Raw genomic sequence first — 19474 nt, forward strand, 5'->3', positions numbered from 1 at the left:
TTTAGGATATAATCACTGATTATTTTTAATTCTATTTAATTATGCAAAACAAACAACATCAAGGCTTATCTGGCTACTTAGTCTTTTTAATGGCATTTGCTATTGGTATTACAATTGCTAGCAATTATTACGCTCAACCGCTATTACATTCAATTACAAATAATCTACATATAAAAGTAGAACATGCTGGAGCAATCATTATGGCTGCACAATTTAGTTATGCCATAGGCTTGCTATTTATTACACCTCTTGGTGATAAGGTAGAGCGTAAGCGGTTAATTATTATTTTAATGATATTATCCACTTGTGGACTTATGGTAAGCGCATTATCTCAAAATATATGGATGCTTATCATCGGTACCGCAATGACAGGTTTATTTTCAACGGTTGCTCAAGTCTTAATACCTTTTGCGGCAACACTCTCAAGGCCAGATCATCGAGGTAAAGTTGTTGGTACTTTAATGAGCGGTATGTTACTAGGTATTTTATTGGGAAGAACTTTTGCTGGCGCTATATCCTCAATTGCGGATTGGCATGGTGTATATTGGATTGCAACAGGTGTTATGATTATTGTGACACTACTGCTTTCGATTTCACTACCAAAATATAGTAATACCATTAATATTAATTATTTTCAACTTTTATGCTCAATTGGTTCATTATATAGACAAGAACCGATATTAAGAATTCGCTCATTATTAGCTATTATCTCATTTTCGCTATTTTCATTATTATGGACACCACTTGCCTTTTTGTTAACTAATGCACCATATCACTATTCTGATTTTATGATTGGTTTATTTGGATTAGCGGGAGCTGCAGGCGCGATGGGATCGCCAATAGTTGGAAAATTGTCAGACAAAGGCAAAGGTTATATTGCAACAACCATTGGATTAAGCTTATTACTATTATCTTGGCTACCACTTTCATTCGCTCAATATTCAATTACTGCTTTAATTCTAGGGGTGGTTTTATTAGATTTTGCTGTACAAGTTACTCATGTTTCTAATATGAATGCTATTTATCAAATCAGACCAGAAGCACGTAGCCGAATGAACACGGGTTATATGGTATGTTATTTTATTGGTGGAATGCTAGGCTCTGCTGGATCGACTTATTTGTTTAGCCATTACGGATGGAAAGCGATAATTATTGCAAGTACTTCCTTGGCAATATTAGGCATTACTAGTTGGTTTTTTTATATTAAAACTCATCAAAAATCTTAAAGTTATTAACAAACGTAAATGATTTATTATCTGTGTTAGCCCCGAGGGTTAATATTTAATTCATATAAAAATCATGTGGCTTATTTTAGTGTTTTATATTCAATGGGTGTTATGTTTAATACTTTGTAAAAGATATCCAGAAGCCTATAGCGGTTAATCATAAAAATGGCTTGTTACATAACATCGATGTTGCGAATAATAAAAAACATGGCTGATTTGCTTTCCAGAACAAAGGTCTGTGTGGCTATTTACCAAAAATATTTGATGAAATGACAGTTAGAAAAATTATTGAAAAAATCTAAGCCTTAAATAAAAAACAAGATATACATAAAAGCAAATCGTAATTTTAGATAAGGATATAAAAATGACTATATTTGAACAACAATATCGTAACTAATTATCATCGCTTAATGTGCAATGGTTTATTTAGCTCAAGCATGAGCTAATCGTTGACGATGTAGTTGAGCTATATTTAGTTAACATCTGCATAATGTGCGTCTTATTAGGTTTCATCTGTTCCTGTATCCTATTTTATATTAAGATGTTATCAAGCTGTTTTAAAATAATATGATTAACTCTTGTAGCAAAACCACAAGAGTATTGTTAAAAGATGGCGGTTAAATACGCATAGCATATTTGATAATTTGTTTTTTTATTGGAGAACAACAATCAATAGTATTCATTCCTACTGTTCTTATCATCTTTTTAAGCAAATTATCACCATTAAACATATCTTGAATTGTTTGCATTGCTGCTAACATCACTAAAGTATCTTTACGACGAGTAAACTGAAATGGTTTTAAATTGCAAACTAAACCAATATCTTTTTGTTCATCGATTAATGTTTTAATTGTTGAGACTAATAATGCAGAATCTTGAAAACCTAAATTTACACCTTGCCCAGCTAAAGGATGAATGGTATGAGCCGCATCACCAATTAAGACAAGCCGATGTTGAATAAATTGTCTTGCAATGCGGGCTTTTAATGGAAATACCATACGAGGGTTAATTAACTGACATTGACCGACTTTATCGCCAGTTAACCGAAATAACTCATCAGAAAACTCTGATTCAGATAGAGAAGCTAAATTAGTCGCATTATCTGGTTTTGTTGACCAAACCAAACAACTTTTGTTGGCCTGCCACAAGGGCAGAAAAGCCACAATACCATTTGGATAAAAAATCTGCCTCGCACAAGATTGGTGAGGGTACTCGGTTTCAACCGTTGTAATAACAGCATGATGCAGATAATCGCGTTCAAAAACAGAAATATTTTTGCGTTGACGTACCCAGGAATGAGCACCATCTGCACCAATTAGTAATTTAGTCTGTAAGATAGCTTTATTAGCAAGTGTCAAAAAAGCAAAATCATCATTAAATGCACAGTCAATTGCCTCGCAATTATAAATATTAATATTGCTACAATTTAAAGCATATTGGTAAAGGTAATGAGAAATAATATTATTTTCGATTATATAGCCAAGATTGGAATACCCATAATCTTTGGCATGAGCAGATAAATGAGCTTGGCCATTTTTTTCCCATACACCTATTTCAGTAAATTCTTGTACACGTTTACTTGCACATAAATCATTCCATATACCTATTTGCGAAAAGTAATGTTGACTTGCGCCATTAATAGCTGAGGCTCTAATGCCTATTTCATTCTGTGAGAAAGATTGGTGCTGGTGAATTTTAGTATCTATAATCGCTATTTTTAGCGCGTATTGGCTAAGTGCGCAAGCAGTTGCTAAACCAACTAATCCGCCCCCTACAATTGCTACATCAAATTGAATATTCATACCTAGAAGCAAAACTATTTATTATCTAACTTATCATCATTTTGGGGTTCAATATCATCGTCATTCATTGCTTTCTTGAAGCCTTTTAATGCTGAACCAAGATCAGAACCTAAATTACGCAACTTTTTAGTGCCAAATAATAAAATAACGACAGCAAGAAACACTAAAAGGTGTGGAATACTAAAAGACATAATCAAATCCTCTTAATAAATATAACGCTCTATTTAGGGTAGACTTTAGAACATATTTTATGGAGTGATCATTATACTCTTTTTATGAAGGGATTTCATAAATAGTTCAAGAATAAAAAAAGACCTGTATAAAACTATACAGGCCAACATGAAATATAAGGAATATAAGGAAAGAAAACAATGAAAAATCCTTACCCTGCTTATTATCCATTTTTTTTCGCTTTAGTCAATCGTTTTTATTTGTTATTGGCTTGTTTGGTTATTATGTGAGTTGTGATTTAAATCTTTAAAAAACAATTAGTTAATGATTTTGATCGCTGCTATTAAATTTTGATTAATGTCAATTTTAAGTAAAAAATGCATAAACAATCATAAAAAAATATTTTTCTCGCAGAAAAAAACAAATAAACAAACAAAAAACAAAGAATAATTATTTTCTTCAACTGTTTTTACCAATACATTAAAAAACGAGAAATACAAAAATATAAATTTTAAAAAAACGAAAAAGTGAAAAAATAAAATTAATTTAATCGGTTTTCCAAATAATAGGTATATACAAAACTATAAAAAAATGCACTATAATTAATAAACTAGTGATAGATATAATGGATTAAAGATGAATACAATTAAAAATAATAATGTTAAAACTTTTAAAGATAGATTGCTCAGCTCTATGCAAGGTTTATCTGTTTCAGCCTTCGCTAAAAAATGCGATATGTCCGAAACGGTAATTCGAGACTACTTATCTGGCAAAACTTACCCTTCACTGACACGTTTGGAAGTCATCGCTGAAAAATGTAATGTTTCTTTTAATTGGCTTGCTACTGGTCATAAACTAGAGTTTGTAGATTCTAAAAATAGCGATGAAGATATCTACAGCGAAAATATTTATCGCATTCCTGTTTATAATAAACAACTACCAACAAAAGAGGAAGCACAAAAAGAACGTTTTGTAAGAGAAACCCCTCCATTGATGAATTATCCTATCATTGAGGGTTGGGCTAAGCACCGTGGCTTAGATGCTAAAAAATTAATTATATACTGGGCCAAAGGCGATTTAATGTCACCAGAAATCGAAAACAATAATGGACTAATTCTTAACACTGAAATAACAGGTATTGTTGATGGTGCAATTTATCTAATTGAATACGAAGATATTACCTTTTTAAGAAAGGTTCGTTTAACACTTAATGGTTGGTTATTAATTTGTAATAATAGCCAGAATCCAACCATTGAAGTTCCCAAGTCAGATTTTCATAAATATCATATTGTAGGCCGTGTTGTTCTTCTTATTAAAGACATATTTTAATACCTTTAATAGCTATATATTAACTTTCAATATATAATTGAAAGTTAGAGGGAATATTAGATATTTTGTTCCCTCATTGATTTCTTCTATATTGATAAACCCATTAATAGCAACCAGATAGCTAAATGATATTAATTGGAAATTCCAGATAAATTGAGATTCAAAGGCAACATATGCCTATTTGCACTACCTCTATTTTTTTATATTATTAATAGTAGTATTAATAAAAAACGCTATGATGAATCAGGTCTAATATGTATCAATTTTTTGAAAAATTGGTGTCATCTTATCCAAAAGATGAACCTCAACCTATGGCTAGAAACTTTTTTAGTTTCATATGGCAATCAGCGAAAGGGACTCGCTTATTTTTGTTGCTATTAATTATTTTTAGCGCATTAGGCGGTGCTTTTGAAGCTTTTTTATATGCTGCCCTTGGTAAAGTTATTGATTGGCTTTCAGTTGTTGAACCTAGCAAATTTTGGCAACAAGAAAAAACAACATTAGCGCTGTTAGCCCTAATCATTATAGGAAGTACCATTATTATTGGGCTACAAACGATTATTAAACATCAGTGCCTAGCTGGAAATTTTCCAATGCGATTGCGGTGGAACCTGCATCGGTTAGTGCTTAATCAAAGTATGCGTTTTTTTCAAGATGAATTTGCTGGAAGAATATCGGCAAAAGTCATGCAAACGGCACTCGCAGTTCGTGATACTTGTTTTTTAGTGGCAGATATTTTTATCTATGTTCTTATTTCGTTTATTACTATGGCTACAATCATCGGGCAATTAGATCTTTTGTTATTAGTGCCATTTATGATCTGGTGTCTAATTTATGGCATTGCTATGTATTATTTTATTCCTCGTTTAAGTAAAGTAGCAAGTGCACAAGCGGACGCTCGTTCGACAATGACTGGGCGAGTCACCGATGCTTATACCAACATTATAACAGTAAAACTATTTTCTCATGCAGGTAATGAGGCAAAATACGCTCAAGAATCGATGAATGAGTTTTTAGTTACTGTTAATAAACAAATGCGGCTAGTCAGTAGTTTTGAAATAGTAAATCATTTATTGTCCATTTCCTTAGTGCTAAGCACAACAGGTGTTGCCTTGTGGCTATGGACAAATCAATTAATTGGTATTGGCGCAATTGCCACAGCAACAGCAGTAGCACTTCGATTAAATGGTTTTTCACACTGGATTATGTGGGAAATAGCAGCGCTATTTGAAAATATTGGTGTAGTAAAAGATGGCATTAATACGTTTTCTGTCGCTAAAGCAGTGATTGATCAACCAAATGCGCCTAAGCTTAATGTAACTCAAGGTAAAATTGAGTTTAAACATATTTATTTTAGTTATGATGAGAAAAAACGTAGCTCAGTAATTGAGAATTTAGACCTAACGATAAAACCAGGCGAAAAAATTGGTTTAGTTGGCCGATCAGGAGCAGGAAAGTCAACGCTTATTAATTTATTACTCCGTTTTTATGATTTACAAAGTGGTGAAATTGTTATTGACGGCCAGGATATTACCACTGTTACTCAAGAAAGCCTGCGCGCTCAAATTGGCATGGTAACACAAGATACCTCGTTGTTACATCGCTCAGTACGAGAAAACTTACTTTATGGTAACAATAATGCTTCAGAAGAAGAAATGATAAAAGCCGCACAAAGAGCTCATGCAGATAACTTTATTCAAACATTAGTTGATGCAAAAGGTAAAACAGGATATGACGCATTTGTAGGTGAACGAGGTATAAAATTATCTGGTGGTCAAAGACAACGCATTGCAATTGCCCGGGTCATTCTTAAAAATGCGCCTATTTTATTGTTAGATGAAGCAACAAGCGCACTGGATTCCGAAATTGAGCAAGCAATTCAGGAAAGCTTATATACGTTAATGGAAGGTAAGACCGTTATTGCCATTGCCCACCGTTTATCAACCATTGCTGCAATGGATAGGTTAGTTGTACTTGATCAAGGTAAAATTATTGAGCAAGGCACACACCAAGAATTACTCATAAAAAATGGATTATATGCACAGCTGTGGAAACATCAAAGCGGTGGATTTTTAGGGGATAATATTTAATTTTATACATTTTTATTAGTAAATAAGGACATTAAACTTATAATGTCCTTATCACTGCTTAATTAATAAAATTTTTGTAAAATTCTGATTCAAAACGCATAATTGCACTATTTTTTGATTCGTTTTTATTATCCGCTTGATAACCAGATAATAATTGTACAAAAGCTACATATTTACCATCAGGTTTTTGGATAAATCCAGCTAAATTATAGCAACCTTGAATATAACCAGTTTTAGCACGTATTGTCTCTTTAAAAGGTGTCTGATTAAAGCTTTTACGGTTTTTTAATGTACCATCAATACCTGCAATAGGTAACATTTCAATAATTTTTAGCTGAGAATCATTAGCTGAAATATATTGTAAAATTTCCATTAATTTATCAGCGCTTACCAAGTTTAACCTAGACAAACCCGAACCATCAGCAATCACTAAATTTTCTAAATTTATACCTGCTTTTTTGCGTAAAATTTGTCTAACTGCATCGCCACCATTACGCCATGTGCCTTGTACATTATAGTAATGTGCGCCTAAGGTTCTAAAAATAGCATCTGCATATAGATTATTTGACTTTTTAAGCATGACAGTTAATAGTTCTGAAAGTGGTGCTGATTGGCTAGAGGCGAGTAAGGTCAATTGAGCATTATTCTTTTCTTTGCGTTGAAGTAGCGATCCTGTATAAGTTATCTTTTGTTGCTTAAGTTCATTTTTTAAAATAGATGAAAAATATTCAACCCCATCAATTACTGCAAATTTTAATGGTGTTTTATCTGAGCTTGCAGCAATACATCCTGATAAATGATAACGATTTTTGTCTAAATAGCTAACATCCAACTCACAATACCTATCATTGGGATCTTTACTGTTTTTTGCAATGGTTTTGACATCAGCTGTTACAGTAACTGGAATATTAGTAGGTTTAGATATTGAGGCTTTTTCACCTACTTTATTTGGTGTCACAGTTGCATAAAAACAATTATCATCAATAATTGCTGCAGATGGTGGGGCATTATAGCAAGCCGTTAAATTATTCCATGACCACCCCGCAGCTTTGTCATGGCTTGTAAATATCGAAGTATCTAAAATTATATTTCCTGCTATTTTTTCAATACCTTTTTGGCGCATTTCAGCAATCATTGTTTTTAATTTGGCTCGCGTAAAAGTGGGATCTCCGCTAAGTTGAATAATAAGATCACCATTTAATTGTTTATTACTAATAACGCCATTAGTTTGCAGGCGTGTTGTAAATCGGAAATTTCGACCTAATTCCAACTCAGCAGCTAATGCGGTTATCACTTTTTGAGTGCTGGCTGGGTGTTTGAATTGATCGCTTTTATATTTTGCTAATGTCTTAGGGCTTCTTCCTACAGATTGAACCAAAATAGACAAATCGCTTCCTTTAGGTAAAGATGATATATAAGGCTCTACTGGTTGCGCATGTAATAGTCCTGAAAAAAAAGGAAGAAGAAAGAAAATTATTACCCTGAATTTTGTCATGAATGCTTGCTCAAAATGTTATTAAATTAAAACAGTTAAATGGGACTTGCAAATATAACTTTTTTTGATTTAGCTAGCAATATATACTCAACCACTTTTATAATTATGTGCTATCGAATAATTTAACATAGCCAAAAGAAAAGTTAACTTCATATAGCTTTTAATACTAGGTAATATAACTATGATTCAAAATTCATTAGGTTTTCCAATAGAAACAATATTAGTATTTGTTGGGCTAGCCGTGACTGCAATTATTATTGATTTATACGCTCACCATAACGATAAACCAATCAGCTTAAAAAATGCTATTATTTGGTCGCTATTTTGGATAGCGGTTGCATTAGGATTTGCACTATTTTTATACATTCACCATGGCAGCACTATAGCCAGCTTATTTATTACAGGTTATGTTCTTGAAAAAGCCTTATCGGTCGATAATCTGTTTGTCATTATGGCTATTTTTTCATGGTTTGCTGTACCAAATAACTATCGCCATCGCTTACTTTATTGGGGGGTTATTGGTGCTATTATATTTCGCGCCATATTTGTCGTAATTGGCACAGGTTTGTTGTATTTAGGTCCTTGGATGGAGTTGGTGTTTTCAATATTGGTTGCTTGCACGGGAATAATGATGTTGAAAAATCAAGATAATGCCGAAAATATTAAAGATTATTCAAATCACTTTGCTTTTCGCATTGCCAAACGTATTTTTCCAACTTACCCAAAAATTGTCGGCCACAGTTTTTTATTGTCACAAAAACAGCTTGATATAGAGCTTGCAAAAGCTGAAAACAATAACTTAGTTGATAAAATACCTAAAAGTCTTTTTTATGCTACACCACTATTTTTATGTATTGTTGTAATTGAATTAAGTGACGTTATGTTTGCTTTTGATTCAGTTCCTGCAGTAATTGCCGTGAGCCAAGAACCATTAATTGTCTATAGCGCCATGATCTTCGCTATTTTAGGTCTTAGAACGATGTACTTTATTTTACAAGCCATGCAACAGTATTTAGTCCATCTTAGTAAGGCTGTGATTTGCTTACTTTTTTTTATTGCAGGGAAATTAGCTTTAAATGCTAGTAATCATTTATTTGGGTGTGGTATAGATATAGATCCAACCACAAGTCTTTATGTCATTTTAGGCATCTTAACTTTGGGTATTATTGCTAGTATTATTTGGCCGGTAAAAAATAAAGATCAATAATTACAAAAATAAAAAGGCAGGATCACCTGCCTTTTTATTTTTAGATTTATCTGCGTTTTAAAGAGCGAATGTAATAACTCACAGCTAAAATAATAAACCAAATAGGAGTGGCCACGAGTGCTTGGCGAGTATCGGCTTCAAAAGTAAGCAATACAATCATAAAAACAAAAAAAGCTAAACAAACACCACTCATAAAAATACCACCAGGCATTTTAAATTTAGATTGTTCATGCAATTTTATTTTTTTACGACGATAAGCAATATAAGAAATAAGAATCATTGACCAAATAAACATAAATAAAATAGCTGAAATGGTGGTTACTATAGTAAAAGCTTCCATGACATTAGGTACTAAATAAATCAAAACTACGCCACCAAATAAGCAAGCACATGAAAACAGTAAACCATTAGCGGGTACCGAGCGAGTTGATAATTTACCAAAAGGCTCAGGAGCATCTTGTTTTTTAGCTAGCCCAAATAGCATTCTGCTTGTAGAGTAAATACCGCTATTAGCGGAAGATGCTGCTGATGTTAATACGACAAAATTAATGATACTTGCAGCTGCTGGTAAACCAATTAATGTAAATAACTCAACAAATGGACTTTTATTTGGAGAAATTAACGTCCATGGTGTAACGCTCATAATGATGATTAAAGCAAAAACATAGAAAAATATGATTCGGACAGGTACAGAGTTAATAGCTCGTGGCAAATTCTTGTTTGGGTCAACTGTTTCTGCTGCTGTTGTACCCACTAACTCGATCCCTACAAAAGCAAAGATTGCAATTTGAAAACCAGCAAAAAAACCCATAATTCCATTTGGGAAAAATCCACCATATTCCCATAAATTTGAAAATGTAGCTATGCTATTAGTTTGTTCAGAATGGAAAGAGGTTAAAATAAGCACTATTCCAATACCAATCAAGGCTAAAATAGCAATAATTTTGATCATTGAAAACCAGAATTCTGTCTCACCAAACATTTTTACTGTTAATAGGTTTAAGGTTAATAGTAAGGTAACTGTTAATAACATTGGTATCCAAGATTGCAGTTCGGGAAACCAATATTGAGCATAACCAGCAATTGCAATAACATCTGCAATTCCTGTAACTACCCAACAAAACCAATAAGTCCAACCAGTGAAAAATCCTGCCCAAGGCCCTAAAAGGTCGTTAGAGAAATCACTAAAAGATTTATACTTTAAATTAGAAAGCAGAATTTCTCCCATCGCTCGCATAACAAAAAATAGAACAAATCCAATAACCATATAGACAAAAATAATAGACGGCCCTGCAAGGCTAATTGTCTTTCCTGAGCCCATAAATAAGCCGGTACCGATAGCACCACTAATTGCAATTAATTGAATATGGCGGTTAGAAAGGTTCCGTTTTAGATCATGCTTTGAGGAAGCGCTCATCGCTATTTTCCTTTTATTTGCTCAATTTCTTAATTTAATAAAGAATATAGGACTATAAAGTCTATAGAATAAAATCGCAAGTTGAATTTTTATGAAAACTTTTTATGACTACACCATAATTATTGGTAGTTTCTTATAATAGAATTGTGTAGCATAACTAACAATGATACTTAACTTATTATAATAATCTATCAAGATGAAAGAAAAGAAACGTCGCTATTATCGTTTTTATGTTTTATGTACTTTATGCTCTTTATTTATTTTATCTCTTCTAACTAGTAGCCAAAGCAATGTAAATAAACCTGTCAAACAAGGTCAACAATATAAAGATGGCAACCTCCTTTTTCCGTTTAACGTAAGCTATCCACAATTAGCTATTCCAGTAAATATTTCAGACTACATGATTCAAATTGCCAAAATCAAGTCGTCATCGCCCTCTTTGTATCTTAAAAATGAACATATCTATAAAGCGATAGATGATTGGATTAATCGTTCCTTAGGAACTGACGAATTTAGCAAAGTTGGGCTTAAAAGTTATGAAATGTCGGGGCAAGATGGGTATGGAAATGTCCATATGACAGGTTATTATACTCCAATCATTAAAGCAAGACATGAGCTAACTACAGATTTTAAATATCCTATTTATAAAATGCCCGTTAGTGAAGGAAAACAATTACCAAATCGAGAGCAAATTTATAATGGTATTCTTGCCAATAAAGGTCTTGAAATAGCATACAGTAATTCTTTGATAGATAATTTCATTATGGAAGTGCAAGGTAGTGCCTATGTTGATTTTGAAGATGATTTACCTTTAGTTTTCTTTAGTTATGGCGGTAAAAATGGACATGGTTATTCAAGTATTGGCCGATTGCTAGTAGAACAAGGTGAAATCGAAAAAGAAAGAATGTCGATACAGGCTATCAAAGATTGGGCTAAGAATAAAAGTGAGGAAAAAATTAAAGAATTATTGGTTCAAAACCATTCATTCGTTTTTTTTGAACCCAAATATAATACCGAAGTAAAAGGGGCCGCTAATGTTCCCTTAATTGCCAATGCTTCTATCGCCTCTGATAAATCATTAATACCAATGGGTTCTGTAGTACTGGTTGACGTGCCTCTGCTTGATAGCGATGGGCAATATCGTGGTAGGCGAGAAAATCGTTTAATGGTTGCTCTTGATGTAGGTGGTGCAATTAAAGGGCAGCATTTTGACCTTTATCTAGGGGTAGGTGATCAACCTGGCAAATTAGCGGGATACTATAATCACTATGGCCGCGCATGGTTGCTAAAACCTTAAACAACTAACATCGACGACATTCAAAGTTCCTGTTAGAATAAAGAAATACAAGCTGAATTAAGGATTACTTATGAGATTATGCGACCGAGATATCGAAGCATATTTACAAAACGGTAAATTAAAAATCACACCACAACCAGCAGCAAGTTGTATTAATGGTGCAACTGTTGATATTAGATTAGGTAACCAGTTTCGAACTTTCCGAGAGCATACCACACCTTATATCGATTTAAGTGGTCCTAAAGAAGAAGTTGCTGCGGTATTGGAACGAGTGATGAGCGAGGAAATTGTATTAGCTGAAAGCGATGCTTTCTATTTGCATCCAGGAGAATTAGCATTAGCCGTAACCTTAGAATCAGTCACTATTCCCGATGATCTGGTTGGCTGGTTAGATGGGCGTTCATCGCTTGCTAGGCTAGGGCTGATGGTTCACGTTACAGCACATCGAATTGATCCTGGTTGGCAAGGGCAAATTGTTTTGGAATTCTATAACTCAGGGAAAATTCCATTAGCACTTAGACCAGGAATGACAATCGGAGCGCTTAGTTTTGAAACATTAACTGGAGCGGCTGCAAGACCATACAATCGAAGGCAAGATGCAAAATATAAAGACCAACATGGCGCTGTCGCCAGTCGTATTGATAAAGACTAAACAACTTATAATATTAACAAAGGAACATTAATATGGTAAAAAAAATATTGGTTTTTTTATTTGCCTTAATTTTAGCTATTACTATCGGTATTATTTCACTTATTGTTTTTGTAGATCCTAACAACTTTCGTGGATTTATTTCTGATACAGTAAAAGATAAAACCGGTTATGAATTAACTATTGATGGCGATTTGCGTTGGCATATATGGCCACAAGTGAGTATATTAACAGATTCGGTAAAATTATCTGATGTCGATGTAAAAAAACCTATATTAACTGCGGATAATATGCGACTTGATGTTGAACTATTGCCTCTTTTCTCAAAAAAATTATCTATCAAAAATGTATTTATAAAATCAGCAATCATCAACGTCACTGATGAAAGTAAAGGTAATATTGCAAAAAATGGTGCTAAAAAAACACCTATGGATACGACCACTAATGAGTCAACGGATTCTAAAGATAAAAAAAATACATCTAGTTGGCAGTTTAGCTTAAATAAATTTGAAGTTACTGACAGTACAGTGGTATTACAATATAAAGATGATCTTATTAACTTTAGAAATACTAATCTTATTGTAGAACAAGTTAAAGATAAAAATATCGCTATTGATTTAAACGGTAACGTAGATAAAAATCAACAAGATATGTCATACCTAATACATGCTAATGTCGATTTAAATGAATTTCCAAGACAAGCAATTATCGATTTAAATAAGTTAAATTTTACTTATAAAGGCATCGCTAATTCAGCAAAAGAATTAAAAGGAAACATAAGTGGCGTTTTTAATTACCAACATAATCCTCAGATTTTAAAAAGCCAAAATTTATCTTTCTCAGTTAATGGTAATAATTTCATTGGTGTTATCAATGCAGATTTAACAAGTAAACCAGAAATAAATTTGCAGTTAAATTCTGATAAAATTGATCTCTCTTCATTACTGAAAATTGGTGAAAAAACAAACGGAAAGGCTAATAGTCAACAAACCCCTCCTGTGGTGTCAAATGTTACAAAGAGCAATAATGAATTAAATTTTTTAAATGCTTTCAATGCTAAGGCTAAGTTAACTATCAAGCAACTTAACGCCAATAAAATGACGTTTAACAATATTAATGTTGATATAACTAATAATGACGGTATTGCTATATTCAGAAATATGAGTTTAGATTTTGCTAAAGGTCATATATTGGCAACAGGTGTTGCAAATGGCAAACAAAAAAACACATTAATAAAACTAAATACCAAAATAACTGATGTTGATTTAAATACATTTTTTAAGCAAATAGATACGGCACATGATCTAGATGGTTTATTTAATGCTAGCGGGGATTTACAAAGTAACACCTTATCAGGTTCTAAATTGTTAGCAAACTTACAAGGCAATGTGGCCATTGTTGTAACAAATGCAAAGCTCAATAATTTAAATATTGAAAGTATTATCCAAAATGCGGTAGCTCGCTATTCAAAAAATGATACAACACCTGAAAATCAGAAAAAATACACCGAATTTCAAACAATTTCAGCTAATGCCTATTTGAAGCAAGGTAACTTGGAGTTTTCAACATTAACAGCGAATTCAGCAATACTTGAGATCGTTGAAGGTTCAGGAAGAGTCGGGCTCTTAAACCGTGATTTAGATATTAATTTGAACTTAAAAATGTTAGGTGGCTGGAATACTAAAAATGAAGTAATTGCAAAGCTACAAAAGTTAACAATACCACTACGTATTTATGGTGAATTTGCTAAGCTTCGTTATCAAATTGATATTGCTAAATTAATCAATGATGTATTTAGTGACAAATTACAAGATCGTTTAGAAAAACTTCGAGATAAATTAGAAAATCATCATTCTAAAGATAATTCAAAGTCTAAATCAAAAACTTCTAATATCTTAGGCGAACTACTAAAAAGGCAGTAATAAAAAAAGGTGAGCAAAGCTCACCTTTTTTATACTCGATACTCAAGCCGAACTACTTATAAAATAAACTTGCTCAGATCTTCATCTGCAACCAGTTTATCTAAATGATCGCTTACATATTTAGCATCAATTGTAACTGTTTGTCCGCCAAGTTCACTAGCCTCGAATGAAACTTCTTCCATCAAACGCTCTAATACAGTATGTAATCTACGTGCGCCAATATTTTCATTTTGCTCATTCACTTGCCATGCTGATTCTGCAATTTTACGAATACCATCTGGCGTAAAATCGATATTAACACCTTCGGTTGCCATTAGCGCTTTATATTGAACCGTAAGTGAAGCATTTGGTTCAGTTAAAATCCGTTCAAAATCTTCGCTTGTTAGTGCTTGTAATTCGACTCGAATTGGCAATCTACCTTGTAATTCAGGAATTAAATCTGATGGATTTGCTGTTTGAAACGCGCCCGATGCAATAAATAAGATATGATCCGTTTTAACAGAGCCATGTTTAGTTGATACTGTACAACCTTCAACTAATGGTAAAAGATCACGCTGTACGCCTTCACGCGAAACATCTGGCCCTGATGAGTTACCGCGCTTACACACTTTATCTATTTCATCAATAAAGACAATTCCGTTCTGCTCAACCGCTTCAATCGCTTCATGCTTAAGATCATCTGGATTAACCAACTTAGCGGCTTCTTCATCAATAAGCTGTTTAAAGGCATCTTTTATTTTCATTTTGCGCGGTTTAGTTTTTTGCCCACCTAAATTTTGAAACATCGACTGTAATTGGTTTGTCATTTCTTCCATGCCAGGAGGTGCCATAATTTCAACACCAATATTAACACCAGCTACTTCAATTTCAATTTCTTTATCGTCAAGTGTGCCTTCACGTAATTTTTTGCGAAAAGCTTGCCTTGCTGTTGAAGCATTATTATCTTCAACTTGTCCCCAACCATCTTTAGCTGGTGGCACTAGCACATCTAAAATGCGCTCTTCGGCTAATTCTTCCGCTCTATGACGATTGCGTTCAATTGCTTCTTGGCGTATCATTTTTACTGCAGAATCTGTTAGATCTCGAATAATTGAATCAACTTCTTTTCCCACATAACCAACTTCTGTAAATTTAGTCGCCTCTACTTTAATAAAAGGTGCGTGAGCCAATTTTGCAAGGCGTCTTGCAATTTCAGTTTTACCAACACCTGTTGGTCCAATCATCAGTATATTTTTAGGTGTAACTTCATGACGTAATGTTTCATCAAGTTGCATACGACGCCAGCGATTACGTAGTGCTATAGCTACAGAACGTTTCGCTTTATCTTGGCCAATGATATGTTGGTTTAATTCGCTTACAATTTCGCGAGGAGTCATTTCAGACATAATAATATTCTCTTTAATTCAGTTGATTAGTAATTGAGCTCTTCAATGGTTTGGAAGTTATTTGTATACACACAAATGTCTCCCGCTATTGATAATGATTTTTGCACAATATCGTGTGCAGAAAGTGAGGTATTATCAAGTAATGCTCGTGCAGCTGCTTGTGCATAAGGACCGCCAGAACCAATGGCAATTAAATCGTCTTCGGGTTGGATAACATCACCAGTACCGGTAATAATTAATGATGCACTTTCATCAGCAACAGCAAGCAATGCCTCTAATTTGCGTAACATCCTATCCGTTCGCCAATCTTTAGCTAGCTCAACAGCAGCTTTGGTTAAATGACCTTGGTGCATCTCTAATTTTCGCTCAAATAGTTCGAATAATGTAAATGCATCAGCCGTACCACCAGCAAAACCCGCAATCACTTTGTTATTATATAAGCGACGAACTTTACGTGCATTACCTTTCATAATAATACGTTCGCCTAACGTGACTTGACCATCACCACCGATAACAACTTGCCCCTCACGACGGACACTAACAATTGTTGTCATGTTTTGCTCCTTATTTTACTTAAATAACTTAATTCGAAATGAATAGATGATATATTGGGGTAATTAATGTAATTTCAATATTCTAATTTATAGATATTGATCATTTATAGTAAATAATTCTAGGGAATATTGCGTTTACAATATAAAAAATTAGTTTGGTTGGAAGTCAATTTTCATTATTTTTACTTGATTATAAAACGTACTTGCAGGCTTTGGAATTATAGCTTGTTTCGTTGCTGAAAGTGCTTCTCGGCATAATGCCTCATCGCCACCTTTCGCACTAACATTAAGTAATAAACCATCAGGTGCAATTTGAATTTCTAATACACAATTTCGCCCACTATATAATTTGTTAGGATTAATAAATTTATTACTGATAGCATTTTGAACTAGAGATTTATACTTATCTAGCTCCCCATTTGAAACACCTTTCCGACTAGCAGCACCACCTGCTGGGCTGGGTATATTTGATGTAAGTCCACCCAGCAAGTTATCAAGCTCTTTATCTTTTTTTGCTTGTGCTGCTTTTTTTGCTTTTTCGATAGCAGCTTTATCTGCCGCCGCTTTTTCAGCAGCTTGCTTTTTTTCTTGTTCTTCTTTTTGTTTAGTTAACTCTGCTTGTTTGCGTTCATTTTCAATTCGTTGCTTTTCAATAAGTTCTTGTTCAGCTTTTACTTTAGCCTCTTGTTCTTCTTTCTGCTTGGCAAGTTCTTCTTGCTTACGTAAAGTTTCTTCACGTTGTTTATCTAATAATTCTCGCTCAGCTTTTAATTTAGCTTCTTGCTCTGCTTTTTGTTTTGCTAGCTCAGCTTGCTGTTGTTCTAAGCGCTGTCTTTCAGCCTGCCTTTGTTGTTCTTCTAACTGCTCTTTAGCTTTTCTAGCATCTTCTTCTTTTTGTCTTGCTATCCGCGCAGCTTGTGCAGCCTCTGCCTCTTTCTTCTGCTGTTGTTCTACTTTTAGGCGCTCTCTTTCTAGCTCTTTAAGCCGCTGTTCTTGGGCAAGCTGTTGTTCCTGCAATATTCGAGCCTGATCATCAATTTGTTGCTGCCTTTGTTTCTCAGCTTGCTTTTGGCTAACTTGTGTCTTTAGTTGCCTTTGATATTGTTCGGTCATGACAGAAGGATCAACCATAATAGCATCAATAGAATTTCCATCGACACGGCCATAGTTTACATTATTATCAGATATAACTCGGTATCCTAAAATAACAATTAAAATGACATGTAATATAATGGATAGGGCAATAGCTATACTTAATTTTGAATTTGGTTTATAAGACATTACTGACATTTTACTATATTATTTTTATTTAAATCGGTTGAGTCATTAATCCTACAGATTTAACGCCTGCAGATTGTAATAAATTCAATGCTTTTATAATTTCTTCATAGGGAACATCTTTTGCACCACCAACTAAAAAAACAGCCTTTTCATTAAGCGACATCTGTTGTTTTACTTCTGCTACAATTTGTTCTTTTGGTAAATTAGTTTGACGATCTTGATCAATAATCATTGCATATATACCAACTCCAGAAACTTCAATAATGATTGGCTTATTTTCTGAAGGTGAAACCGTTTTTGATTCCGATGCTTCAGGAAGATCAACTTCAACACTTTGACTAATAATTGGGGCTGTAGCCATAAAAATAAGTACTAAAACTAATAATACATCCAATAAAGGGACTATATTGATTTCAGTTTTAGTTGAATAACGTGAGCGTCTACGCATAATTAATTCCTAACGGCAACTGCTTGACGTTGTAAAATTGCAGAAAATTCATCAATAAAATTGAGGTAACTTTGCTCAATTCGGCTTACACTCAATGATAAGCGATTATATGCAATTACCGCGGGGATGGCAGCAAATAAGCCAATTGCAGTTGCAATTAATGCTTCAGCAATCCCTGGGGCAACCATTTGCAGTGTCGCTTGTTTAACTGCACCTAAAGAAATAAACGCATGCATAATCCCCCAAACTGTACCAAATAAACCAATATATGGGCTAATAGAACCTACTGTGCCTAAAAAAGGAATATGTAATTCCAAGTTGTCAAGCTCACGATTCATTGCTAAACGCATAGAACGTGATGCACCATCTAATGCAGATTGAGCCATATTGGGATTAATTTGATATAATCGTGAAAACTCTTTAAAGCCTGAATAAAAGATATGCTCAGTGCCGCTGATCTCTTCTTTATTGAATTTTGCTTTATCAAATAAAACATTTAAATCATCTGCAACCCAAAAGCTATTATCAAATTGCTCGATTTGTTTTTTAGCTTTACCTAAAATTTTAGTTCGTTGAAATATAATAGCCCATGACATAACAGAAAAAGTAAGTAATAACAACATAACACATTGTACTAAGAGGCCTGCTTGCAAAAACAGATCAATAATATTCAGATTTTCCACTTATATAAACTCCAAAACTAATAACTTGGGAAGCGCGCACGGCTTCATTTTAGTGATATCAACACAAGCAATAAGAACATCTGCTGTGCTGATAACGCGTTTATTTTGATTAAAAATAGTCTGTTTAAAAATAATAGACGCCTTGCGAACTTGCTCAACTTGAGTACTAATAGTCAACATATCATCTAAATGGGCTGGAGCATGGTAGCTAATATCCATCTTTTTTACAACAAAAGCAATACTTTCTTGCAATAACGTCTGTTGGCTAATTCCTAATTGCCTTAGTATTTCGGTTCTAGCCCGTTCAAAAAAAGCTAGATATCTAGCATGATAAACTACGCCACCAGCATCAGTGTCTTCATAATAAACTCTTGCATTCCAATTAAATTGTTTCATATCTAAATAGCACTAACTGAATTTGACATTATTATAACTGAATATGAAATTCGCTGCACCATGATATAAAAAAACACAAATGAAAACAATTATCATTTGTTACTTATTTTCAACAACCCTAT

17 protein-coding genes are annotated in these 19474 nt (G+C 33.6%); 7 read left to right on the forward strand and 10 right to left on the reverse strand.

The window, feature by feature from the left end; translation table 11 throughout:
* The first annotated feature begins 41 nt into the window (after window positions 1-41).
* Window positions 42-1226: an MFS transporter gene (locus A9G47_RS09920; RefSeq protein WP_065579743.1), complete on the forward strand. Its 1185-nt coding sequence runs from the start codon at window positions 42-44 to the stop codon at window positions 1224-1226.
* Window positions 1227-1843: 617 nt separating this feature from the next.
* On the opposite strand, the gene A9G47_RS09925 is transcribed toward A9G47_RS09920, so the two are convergent.
* Both A9G47_RS09925 and A9G47_RS13630 read right to left on the reverse strand, forming a co-directional pair.
* Window positions 1844-3028, reverse strand: coding sequence for an FAD-dependent monooxygenase (locus A9G47_RS09925; RefSeq protein WP_065642787.1), 1185 nt, complete (start codon window positions 3026-3028; stop codon window positions 1844-1846).
* Between the two features lie 14 nt (window positions 3029-3042).
* Window positions 3043-3219, reverse strand: coding sequence for a Sec-independent protein translocase subunit TatA (locus A9G47_RS13630; RefSeq protein ID WP_081295562.1), 177 nt, complete (start codon window positions 3217-3219; stop codon window positions 3043-3045).
* A 616-nt stretch (window positions 3220-3835) separates the two neighbouring features.
* Between A9G47_RS13630 and A9G47_RS09930 the strand changes: the two genes are divergently transcribed.
* Entirely contained in the window at window positions 3836-4528 is a 693-nt protein-coding gene (locus A9G47_RS09930; protein WP_065579741.1) for a LexA family transcriptional regulator, read from the forward strand.
* A gap of 254 nt (window positions 4529-4782) precedes the next feature.
* The gene (locus tag A9G47_RS09935) at window positions 4783-6618 is read left to right on the forward strand and encodes an ABC transporter ATP-binding protein (protein WP_065579740.1); all 1836 of its coding nucleotides are present in this window, start codon (window positions 4783-4785) and stop codon (window positions 6616-6618) included.
* A 58-nt stretch (window positions 6619-6676) separates the two neighbouring features.
* Here the strand turns inward: A9G47_RS09935 and dacB are convergent, their stop codons facing one another.
* Window positions 6677-8113 carry a serine-type D-Ala-D-Ala carboxypeptidase gene (gene dacB, locus A9G47_RS09940; RefSeq protein ID WP_065567718.1) on the reverse strand — a complete coding sequence of 479 codons (1437 nt, stop codon included), beginning with the start codon at window positions 8111-8113 and terminating at the stop codon, window positions 6677-6679.
* 181 nt (window positions 8114-8294) lie between these two features.
* Between dacB and A9G47_RS09945 the strand changes: the two genes are divergently transcribed.
* Window positions 8295-9320, forward strand: coding sequence for a TerC/Alx family metal homeostasis membrane protein (locus A9G47_RS09945; protein ID WP_065567717.1), 1026 nt, complete (start codon window positions 8295-8297; stop codon window positions 9318-9320).
* A gap of 46 nt (window positions 9321-9366) precedes the next feature.
* On the opposite strand, the gene cycA is transcribed toward A9G47_RS09945, so the two are convergent.
* Window positions 9367-10737: a D-serine/D-alanine/glycine transporter gene (gene cycA, locus A9G47_RS09950; RefSeq protein WP_065567716.1), complete on the reverse strand. Its 1371-nt coding sequence runs from the start codon at window positions 10735-10737 to the stop codon at window positions 9367-9369.
* A 196-nt stretch (window positions 10738-10933) separates the two neighbouring features.
* Between cycA and mltA the strand changes: the two genes are divergently transcribed.
* From mltA to asmA, 3 genes are all read left to right on the forward strand, one after another.
* Entirely contained in the window at window positions 10934-12034 is a 1101-nt protein-coding gene (mltA, locus tag A9G47_RS09955; protein WP_081297862.1) for a murein transglycosylase A, read from the forward strand.
* Between the two features lie 70 nt (window positions 12035-12104).
* Complete coding sequence (dcd, locus tag A9G47_RS09960; RefSeq protein WP_065567715.1) at window positions 12105-12686, forward strand: dCTP deaminase; 582 nt, start codon at window positions 12105-12107, stop codon at window positions 12684-12686.
* Between the two features lie 32 nt (window positions 12687-12718).
* Window positions 12719-14605, forward strand: coding sequence for an outer membrane assembly protein AsmA (gene asmA / locus A9G47_RS09965; RefSeq protein ID WP_065642788.1), 1887 nt, complete (start codon window positions 12719-12721; stop codon window positions 14603-14605).
* A 56-nt stretch (window positions 14606-14661) separates the two neighbouring features.
* Here asmA and hslU read toward each other — a convergent pair whose 3' ends face one another.
* The 6 genes from hslU to ybgC all read right to left on the reverse strand — a co-directional run bounded on the left by hslU (window position 14662) and on the right by ybgC (window position 19352).
* Entirely contained in the window at window positions 14662-15990 is a 1329-nt protein-coding gene (gene hslU / locus A9G47_RS09970; RefSeq protein WP_065567713.1) for an HslU--HslV peptidase ATPase subunit, read from the reverse strand.
* 26 nt (window positions 15991-16016) lie between these two features.
* A complete protein-coding gene (gene hslV, locus A9G47_RS09975) occupies window positions 16017-16544 on the reverse strand; it encodes an ATP-dependent protease subunit HslV (RefSeq protein ID WP_025316169.1) in 528 nt (175 codons plus the stop codon).
* A gap of 150 nt (window positions 16545-16694) precedes the next feature.
* A complete protein-coding gene (gene tolA / locus A9G47_RS09980; protein WP_176700694.1) occupies window positions 16695-17825 on the reverse strand; it encodes a cell envelope integrity protein TolA in 1131 nt (376 codons plus the stop codon).
* Between the two features lie 28 nt (window positions 17826-17853).
* Window positions 17854-18273: a colicin uptake protein TolR gene (tolR, locus tag A9G47_RS09985; protein ID WP_065567711.1), complete on the reverse strand. Its 420-nt coding sequence runs from the start codon at window positions 18271-18273 to the stop codon at window positions 17854-17856.
* Between the two features lie 2 nt (window positions 18274-18275).
* On the reverse strand, window positions 18276-18956 hold the full coding sequence (gene tolQ / locus A9G47_RS09990; protein ID WP_065567710.1) for a protein TolQ: 681 nt from the start codon (window positions 18954-18956) through the stop codon (window positions 18276-18278).
* Window positions 18957-19352: a tol-pal system-associated acyl-CoA thioesterase gene (ybgC, locus tag A9G47_RS09995; protein WP_065567709.1), complete on the reverse strand. Its 396-nt coding sequence runs from the start codon at window positions 19350-19352 to the stop codon at window positions 18957-18959. It lies immediately after the preceding gene.
* Window positions 19353-19474: the final 122 nt, after the last annotated feature.

This window comes from Gilliamella sp. WF3-4 (assembly GCF_001690275.1).
In the GTDB taxonomy this organism is placed as follows: domain Bacteria; phylum Pseudomonadota; class Gammaproteobacteria; order Enterobacterales; family Orbaceae; genus Gilliamella; species Gilliamella apicola_C.